Raw genomic sequence first — 8,868 nt, 5'->3', positions numbered from 1 at the left:
GAGGCAAGCCTCGCGCCATCGCAAACGTCGGAACACCTTGGTCGTTATGCGACATTGTTTGAAAAAATCAGATGACAGAAAATTTTTATAAAAAATATACAGAGTATCATTTCCACCCAGCTATTTACGATATGATTGAAGTAGTTGTTTATGAAAGAATAGATGGAGGCTTTGATGTATATTTATCAGAGGAAGTAAATTCCGTTCCTGAATTCGAAGAGTCCCGCATAGACCAGTATCATATTTTTGTCGGTACAATTGATAGCGAAGATGAATTTGAAGACTTATATAAACGTAAAATAAAAAATATAATTGGAAATAGATACGAGCAAATAACTTTTTACAAAGAAAGTAAATCGAGAAAGATTTGTGGAAAAGTCTACGACGAATTGAAAAAAGCCGGTTGTTCTCATATGTCTATCCGATCAGATGAAACTGGTGATTATAGTATATATATTCGTAGAAAAGATATTGAATTTGCAGAATGTATTGTTCAATCCAATCTATTATAAGTTAAGACTGAGCTGCAAAAGATTTACTTAGGTTAAATTTAAACAACGTCGCATAACTATCGGTGCTTCCGCATCGCTGCGGGATCGCTTCGCGCCCCTTGCTTGGGCTGCGCCACATTTCGCTTTGTCACTCGCCTTGCTGGGCAAGTCTCGTGCCAAGTCCTTCGGACTCGCGAAACGTCGGAACACCTTGGTCGTTAGGCGAAATGCTGGAAGTTCATTTTGAAGAATAGATATTTATATAGATACATCAGCTTTGAAAAATTTGATGACTTAGTTCAAACAAAATCTCTGCATTTCGTTCGTCCTGAAGTTTGGGAAGATAAGCATGAGGGCTATATTTTCCAAAAATTAAAAACCACAAGTGGGCAAAATGAAATAAGAAAAATACTAGAGACATATCCGAATACTTTAGCTAAAGGAATATTTATAGATTTAGCATTACACTTTGAAAGAATATTTTTTGCTCAATCTTGGTCTATGAATGGTGAGAGCGAAGCAATGTGGAATTCTTATAGCTCTAATAACCAAGCCATTAGAATTGCTGTTTCCGAATATAAAATCAGAGAAATAAAAAGTGTAAATCTGTTATATGTGGATTATCAAAGTGAAATCAATTTAAATGCAGAATTGAATAAAATAGGGATTAGTAAAAATAGGACTGATTTTGAGAAAATATATACGCTAAAACGTATGCCATTTTCTTATGAACAAGAAGTTCGTTTAATATTTAAAAAATCCGAAGTTATCAATGAAGGAAGTCCAGCGGAAATAAAATTATTTAAAAGTGCGTTGGCGGGCACTGAACACGAACACTTATTGAAAAGTTTTAGCCCAGATTGGCATAAGGTTGATATATCGTATATTGAAAGTTTTATTGAGAATGTTCAAACTCACCCAAAGTCAGATGATACTTTTAATAGAAAAATAAAGGAATATTGTGATTCCAATAATCTTAAGTTTATCGGAAAGTACGATCTTTACGAACCGATTGTATAAGTCCCCAGCACTTCGCCTAACTTACGGCTCTGACGCTACGCTTCGAGATTGCTTACGCAACTCTCGCTCGGCCTTCGGCACATTGGCTCAGTCACTCGAATTGCAAAGCAATTCTCATGCCTGTCTTCGCTTCGCTCAGCTCGCCAACGTCGTCAAGCCTTGGCCGTTAGGCGAAATATACAGGAATATAAATGAGGAACGATTTTTCTCAAACTATTAAAAAGAAGCTATCCGATCGCGCTGGGAACAAATGCTCAAATCCGGAATGCCGAAGAGCAACTGTCGGTCCGGCAAGTGAAAACGATAAAATAATCAATATCGGCGTCGCTAGCCATATAACCGCAGCATCACCAGGTGGGCCGAGATTCGACAAAACTCTCACTGAACTAGAAAGATCCAGTTATAAAAATGGCATCTGGCTATGCCAGAATTGCGCAAAGATTATTGATAGCGACTTAGACAAACACACAGTTGAACTAATACAAAGTTGGAAGCAGGGTGCCGAAGATGAGGCGTCAGAATATGTGAATGGTCGATTAAGCAATGTTAACGCGTTAAAGAAAGACATAATTGAATTTAGTCTTATAAGACTTGATTCATCGTTAAAAGGATGGAAAGAGACAGATGAGCTTATTGATAACTATCCGAAGATTTATCCCGAATTTCATCAAGTTTTTCGACGTTATGAATTTGCCGATATTGATCCTATATTCGATATATCTTTAATTAACAACATAGATAATGGAATTACTATATCTTCAATCGGTGTCATAATTGATTGTACAATATCTCATATTGCAGGATTTGGTGAAAGTGAAGCTTATGAGCTCGATATAAAGGCAAGTTATTCTGTAGATATCGGTTCGGTTGATGACAAAATATATACTCTATTGGAAGATCAAAAAAATCATCCCGAAAAGTATCAAGGTAGATTGATCAAAATCTTAGACCACGAGAATCTGCCCGATGAATATCGAGGTTCGATCCAGCGGATTGCTTCTAATCTTAATATTAAATTTTCAACGAGTTTACAAAAACCTATGTACATTAACGGAAACTCAGCAGTAAGAATAACTTTGCAGCTGAAGAACTATAATATTTGGCATGAGGGAATACTTCACCTATTTATTAAGACTAACAAAGGCTATTACTATTCGAAACCCGTATTAATTGATTTAATGCCTGGAGACCCTGCATACTTCGCCTAACTGTCGGTGCTTCCGCTACGCTTCGAGATCGCTGCGCGACTCTCGCTTGGTCCTGCGGCACATTTTGCATTGTCACTTCGTTTGCAGGGCTAAACTCGCGCCACGCAAACGTCGGACACCTTGGTCGTTAAGCGAAATTCCGCCGGATTTAGTTTTTTATTTTTTGAAGCTCGGAGGCGTGCGGATTTGGTTCTAAAACATAGATAATTTTTCAGAGTGTAAGCGCTCCCCAATGCGAGCTGGTGCCGTCGCCAGGGATTGCATCTTGATATTTAAGCGTCCTGCGGAAGCTTATGGTTCCATTTTATCCAATCCCGAAAGGGGAGCGCGATACTTTGGAATAAGGGAATTTAATACTATTGGACTTTCGTCCAAGTAGTGAAATTGAATTAAATTGCAGTGTGTTTGAGGCGTAACTTCGCTTAACTGCCAACTTGCCGCATCGCTTCGGGCTTGCTTCGCAACCCTTGCTTGGCCTTCGGCACATTTTGCTTCTGTCACTCGCCTTGCAGGGCAAGTCTCGTGCCATTGCAAAACGTCGGCAAGCCAACGTCGTTATCCGAACATTTTCAAGCCGCTTTGAATATGCAATGCAGCGGGCGTCCATGCCCGCAGATTTGGGAGTTGACATTACATCGTATATGATGTAATGTGACTTGTGAATCAGAAATGGACTGTAATATACTATGAGGATGAGGACGGAAATTGTCCAGTTTCAGAATTTATTGATAGTCGATCCGTAAACAATCAGGCCAAGATTATGGCCTTGATTGATCAACTAGAACAGCATGGTCCGAATTTACCTAGGCCGTATGCTGATTTGCTCACTGATAGTATTCATGAATTAAGACTGAAACTTTCAGGAGATCAAGTTAGATTCTTATACTTTTTTACATTCAGGTATTACATTATAATTACTCATGCGTTTATAAAAAATGTTCAGAAAGTTCCAATTCGTGAGATTAAGAGAGCAATAAACTGTCGAGAGGAATTTCTATCTCGATTTACTGAAGAAAAGTTGAAGAGGGGATTAAATGATGAAAAGCTTTAAGTCGCATTTAAAAAATAAACTGAGCAACCCTAATTTCTCAGAAGCATTTGATCAAGAGAAACAATTGTTATCATTGGCTTTAAAAATTCAAGAATATAGAAATAAGAAAGGCCTAAGTCAAGCAGATTTAGCCAAAAGAGCTCATGTTACTCAACAGCAAGTTAGTAGGTTAGAAACGGGCATTAATACTAATGTTAGTACATTTCTGAAGATCTGTCATGCATTGGATTTGGATTTATCTTTAAACACAACTAAAGGCCGAAAAGTTTCGGCATAAATGGTCTCCATATTTTACTTCCTGTAAAATATGGAGCTTTTCCGATGCGGCTTGAAAACATCGGATAACTATCGGTGCTTCCGCTCCGCTCATGGATCGCTAACGCGACCATTCGCTCGGGCTACGCCACATTTACTTCCGTCACTGCGCTTGCTTACGCAAGCTCGCGCCGTCGTAAACGTCGGAACACCTTGGTCGTTAGGCGAAAGAGGGCAAAAATTAACATTATGAAAAAATATCAATGGGCTCGCCCGTTTCTTGTGGTCTCTTTGATCATTTTAGTTATTCTATTTGTAGCGGTTAATCTTTCGCCTTTTACAATTTTCCATTTTAAGACTTCAGCCGATTTGGGTGACCATATAAAAGTAGTTTCGTATTCATATCCGAACCTGGGATATTATTGCTCGGATTTTGCGGCAGTGGAAATATTTGCAAAGGACGGGACTTTACTTTCGGTAAAGAAATATGAAACGTTAATCGATTTTTTTCTTAGCAAGTCTCATTAGAAATAGTTCTATAAACCTTTGATAGAGTCTTAGGGCATTATATATTATTGGTTAATAGGGCGATTGAAGCTTTGGGAAATAGCAATGAATTTTTCTTTGCAGGTATTAGTGCCCTCCATCGCCTAACTGTCGGTGCTTCCGCGTCGCTTCGAGATCGCTACGCGACTCTTGCTTGGCCTTCGGCACATTTCGCTTTGTCACTCGCCTTGCAAGGCAAGTCTCGCGCCAAGTGCTTGCGCACTCGCGAAACGTCGTCAAGCCTTGGTCGTTAAGCGAAATTCCGCCGGATTTTGTTTTTTTATTTTTTGAAGCTCGGAGGCGTGCGGATTTGGTTCTAAAACATAGATAATTTTTCAGAGTGTAAGCGCTCCCCAATGCGAGCTGGTGCCGTCGCCAGGGATTGCATCTTGATATTTAAGCGTCCTGCGGAAGCTTATGGTTCCATTTTATCCAATCCCGAAAGAGGAGCGCGATACTTTGGAATAAGGGATTTCATACTATTGGACTTTCGTCCAAGTAGTGAAATTGTATTAAATTGCAATGTGTTTGAGGCGTAACTTCGCTTAACTGCCAACTTGCCGCATCGCTTCGAGATCGCTTTCGCGACTCTCGCTTGGCCTTCGGCACATTTTGCTTCTGTCACTCGCCTTGCAGAGCAAGTCTCGTGCCATTGCAAAACGTCAGCAAGCCAGCGTCGTTAGGCGATATGCTGAAAAATCGTCTAAGATAAAAGAATTTGTTAAATGAAAAATAGGAATTTGCTAATTTGCTCCGAAGTACTGATTATATTGCTTCAGTTTTTGTGCGTGTTATTATTCATAAAGGGGATGTCATGTCCAACATGCGTTGAATCTAATTTAGCTTATAGATCTGAATGGATAATCTTATTAACAATAGTAATTTCATGTTTTAATACTTTTCTTATTTATAATGAAATAGCCAATAAATATAGACTATCTATTTGTTTCGCTACTATTGCATATGGGATCATTTTTATGGCAGGATCACTGCATGAACAACATTGGATAGCCAAGTATTATCTTGGTGACTCGGTTAAAAAGATTAGTAGTTCAATTGCTTATCCTGCTTTTGGAATTATCAATATTTTAACTGCAATTGTTCTTTATTTGTCTAATGCTAAATACAAAGTTTATTCAATTGTTTTCTTGGTCGTACCAAGATTTCTAAATGGTATTACGATTCTGATTATCGATTCCGATACGGATACGACTTTGTCAATTTTAGCAATGTTTGAATTGCTATTTGTAGTCATTGCTTCACGAAGTGCTCTGAATTAATAATTTCAGCACATCGCCTAACTGTCGGCTCTGACGCATCGCTTCGAGATGCTTCGCACTCTCGCTCGGCCTTCGGCACATTTCGCTTTGTCACTTCGTTTGCAGGGCAAACTCGTGCCAAGTGCTAACGCACCCGCGAAACGTCGTCAAGCCTTGGTCGTTAAGCGAAATTCCGCCGGATTTTGTTTTTTTATTTTTCGAAGCTCGGAAGCGTGTAGATTTGGTTCTAAAACATAGGTAATTTTTCAGAGTTTTAGCGCTCCCCAATGGAGCTGGTGCCGTCGGCATGATTGCATCTTGATATTTAAGCGTCCTGCGGAAGCTTATGGTTCCATTTTATCCAATCCCGAAAGGGGAGCGCGATACTTTGGAATAAGGGAATTTAATACTATTGGACTTTCGTCCAAGTAGTGAAATTGAATTAAATTGCAGTGTGTTTGAGGCGTAACTTCGCTTAACTGCCAACTTGCCGCATCGCTTCGGGCTTGCTTCGCAACCCTTGCTTGGCCTTCGGCACATTTTGCTTCTGTCACTCGCCTTGCAGGGCAAGTCTCGTGCCATTGCAAAACGTCGGCAAGCCAACGTCGTTAAGCGAAATTCCGCCGGATTTTGTTTTTTTATTTTTTGAAGCTCGGAGGCGTGCGGATTTGGTTCTAAAACATAGATAATTTTTCAGAGTTTTAGCGCTCCCCAATGCGAGCTGGTGCCGTCGCCAGGGATTGCATCTTGATATTTAAGCGTCCTGCGGAAGCTTATGGTTCCATTTTATCCAATCCCGAAAGGGGAGCGCGATTTGTTAGTATTAGTAAATTTGGCTACCATTGGGCTTTTATCCAAGTAGTATAACTATTTAAAATTGCAGTGTGTTTGAGGCGTAACTTCGCTTAACTGCCAACTTGCCGCATCGCTTCGGGCTTGCTTCGCAACCCTTGCTTGGCCTTCGGCACATTTTGCTTCTGTCACTCGCCTTGCAGGGCAAGTCTCGTGCCATTGCAAAACGTCGGCAAGCCAACGTCGTTAGGCGACACGGCACAATCTTATGAAACATTTTAACAACATTGCACCTTTCGTCCTACTGTGCTTCGGTATCCCTGCAGTTCTCTTTGCTATAGATCTTGACAGGCCCCCATTTCCTGCTCTCCTGTATCCGGGACCCGTCGGGTGTTTGCCTAAAATCTCCGAAATCCGTTCCCGCATCAAATTCGCATCTGCCCCATCTGTATCGGGATTCCCCTTTTGGATATCGAACTTCATTTTCAGCGGGACTACTTACTCTGCGGAACTTGGTTATCCAAGCAACGGTGACCCTGAAACACCACGCTGCCGACAAATGTACCCGGGCCAGGCTCAATACTGTGAATTTCCATTTCTTTCAATCTGCTCGTTGCGGTCGCAACGAGAAAAGCCAGTGTGTCGAGGGAACCCGGATTATGATATGCTCATTAACGGTCCTGGACCGGAAGGGGGCTTCATTGTGCAATACCAATTTAACTCTAGAAGCTGCCAATTTTACGTAGAGTTCGGCGACGAACCAAAAATTGAGATGATTTGGCGATACTCAGACGGTATCCGTCACGAAACGTTCACTGTATCTGGTGGCTTTCTCAATGGGCGGTTGAATGACCGTCAACTGTCTTCACGAGAATCGTGGTCCTTGCATGCGGAGTTAATTCCCCAAGCTTGCTCGTTTCGCAACTTAGAACCTTTAAGGGCTTTATGTTTGTAGGTTTGTGCCGCATCGCCTAACTTACGGCTCTGACGCTTCGCTTCGAGATCGCTACGCGACTCTTGCTCGGCCTCCGGCACATTTCGCTTTGTCACTCGCCTTGCAAAGCAAGTCTCGCGCCAAGTGCTTGCGCACTCGCGAAACGTCGTCAAGCCTTGGTCGTTAAGCGAAATTCCGCCGGATTTTGTTTTTTTATTTTTTGAAGCTCGGAGGCGTGCGGATTTGGTTCTAAAACATAGATAATTTTTCAGAGTGTAAGCGCTCCCCAATGCGAGCTGGTGCCGTCGCCAGGGATTGCATCTTGATATTTAAGCGTCCTGCGGAAGCTTATGGTTCCATTTTATCCAATCCCGAAAGGGGAGCGCGATACTTTGGGGCTAGTAAATTTGGATGCTATTGGACTTTCGTCCAAGTAGTGAAATTGTATTAAATTGCAGTGTGTTTGAGGCGTAACTTCGCTTAACTGCCAACTTGCCGCATCGCTTCGGGCTTGCTTCGCAACCCTTGCTTGGCCTTCGGCACATTTTGCTTCTGTCACTCGCCTTGCACGGCAAGTCTCGTGCCATTGCAAAAACGTCGGCAAGCCAACGTCGTTATGCGCCATTTTCTTTGAAATAATTCTCAAATAGAGAATGCTTATTAAAAGTTGAAATTTAATTTTTCTCTGACCCAAAGATAAAATGAAATTAGCCTATCTTTTGAGTATCGCTTTCATAATTACTTGCACATCAACTAATACGAAACGATCCGAATATTCAAAATTCGGATTGGAAGACATTTGTAGACTTGCTAAATCTGAAAATGAAGAGGTTTACAAAAAATTAATCACCTTTAGGTTTCAGGTTCGCAAATATCCTGAAACTCTTTCGCATTCAGGGATTATTGATTCTGCAGTTTTAACGGAGATATTTGGAATAAGTGACGATTTTTCTCTTGAGGATACAGGTCAGCTGTATGACGAAGATTCATGTTTAAAATATAGTTTTCTCTTCTTTAAAAAGGAAATAGCTACTAAATTTCGAAGAATAGAAATTGGAAAAAAGGTTTTAATATCAGCTAAATTCGGCATAATTTCACGACCAAGGGATCCTTCAAAGAAATCGACGGTTGTAATGTTGATTGAGGATATTGAGTCGTTATAAAGATATAATTAAGTTAAATTGTTTTATTACGGAAAGAAAACGGCGCATAACTATCGGCTCTGACGCGGCGCTTCGAGATTGCTTCGCAACTCTCGCTTGGCCTGCGGCACATTTCGCTTTGTCACTCGTCTTGCATACGCAAGCCTCGC

General features: G+C 41.0%; 7 protein-coding genes. All 7 read left to right on the top strand.

The genetic code is table 11. The features are described 5' to 3' along the window. The first annotated feature begins 71 nt into the window (after positions 1–71). The 7 genes from LEP1GSC061_RS08820 (at position 72) to LEP1GSC061_RS08775 (ending at position 8,719) form a co-directional block, all read left to right on the top strand. The gene (locus LEP1GSC061_RS08820) at positions 72–512 is read left to right on the top strand and encodes a hypothetical protein (RefSeq protein WP_040507423.1); all 441 of its coding nucleotides are present in this window, start codon (positions 72–74) and stop codon (positions 510–512) included. A 222-nt stretch (positions 513–734) separates the two neighbouring features. Further along, entirely contained in the window at positions 735–1,511 is a 777-nt protein-coding gene (locus LEP1GSC061_RS08815; protein ID WP_016545104.1) for a DUF2971 domain-containing protein, read from the top strand. A 191-nt stretch (positions 1,512–1,702) separates the two neighbouring features. Continuing rightward, complete coding sequence (locus LEP1GSC061_RS20815; protein WP_016545105.1) at positions 1,703–2,719, top strand: hypothetical protein; 1,017 nt, start codon at positions 1,703–1,705, stop codon at positions 2,717–2,719. A gap of 658 nt (positions 2,720–3,377) precedes the next feature. Next, positions 3,378–3,770, top strand: a complete 393-nt coding sequence (locus tag LEP1GSC061_RS08805) for a type II toxin-antitoxin system RelE/ParE family toxin (RefSeq protein WP_040508295.1) — start codon at positions 3,378–3,380, stop codon at positions 3,768–3,770. Next, positions 3,757–4,047 carry a helix-turn-helix transcriptional regulator gene (locus tag LEP1GSC061_RS08800; protein WP_040508296.1) on the top strand — a complete coding sequence of 97 codons (291 nt, stop codon included), beginning with the start codon at positions 3,757–3,759 and terminating at the stop codon, positions 4,045–4,047. Before LEP1GSC061_RS08805 ends, LEP1GSC061_RS08800 begins: the two co-directional genes overlap by 14 nt. Positions 4,048–5,548: 1,501 nt before the next feature. Further along, the gene (locus LEP1GSC061_RS21435; RefSeq protein WP_156844522.1) at positions 5,549–5,851 is read left to right on the top strand and encodes a hypothetical protein; all 303 of its coding nucleotides are present in this window, start codon (positions 5,549–5,551) and stop codon (positions 5,849–5,851) included. Positions 5,852–8,257: 2,406 nt separating this feature from the next. Continuing rightward, positions 8,258–8,719, top strand: coding sequence for a hypothetical protein (locus LEP1GSC061_RS08775; protein ID WP_156844521.1), 462 nt, complete (start codon positions 8,258–8,260; stop codon positions 8,717–8,719). Positions 8,720–8,868 lie beyond the last annotated feature (149 nt).

Origin of the sequence: Leptospira wolffii serovar Khorat str. Khorat-H2 (assembly GCF_000306115.2) — a bacterium.
Classification (GTDB): domain Bacteria; phylum Spirochaetota; class Leptospiria; order Leptospirales; family Leptospiraceae; genus Leptospira_B; species Leptospira_B wolffii.
The sequence above is the reverse complement of the archived record's forward strand: the minus strand, read 5'-3'. Positions and strand labels throughout refer to the sequence as shown.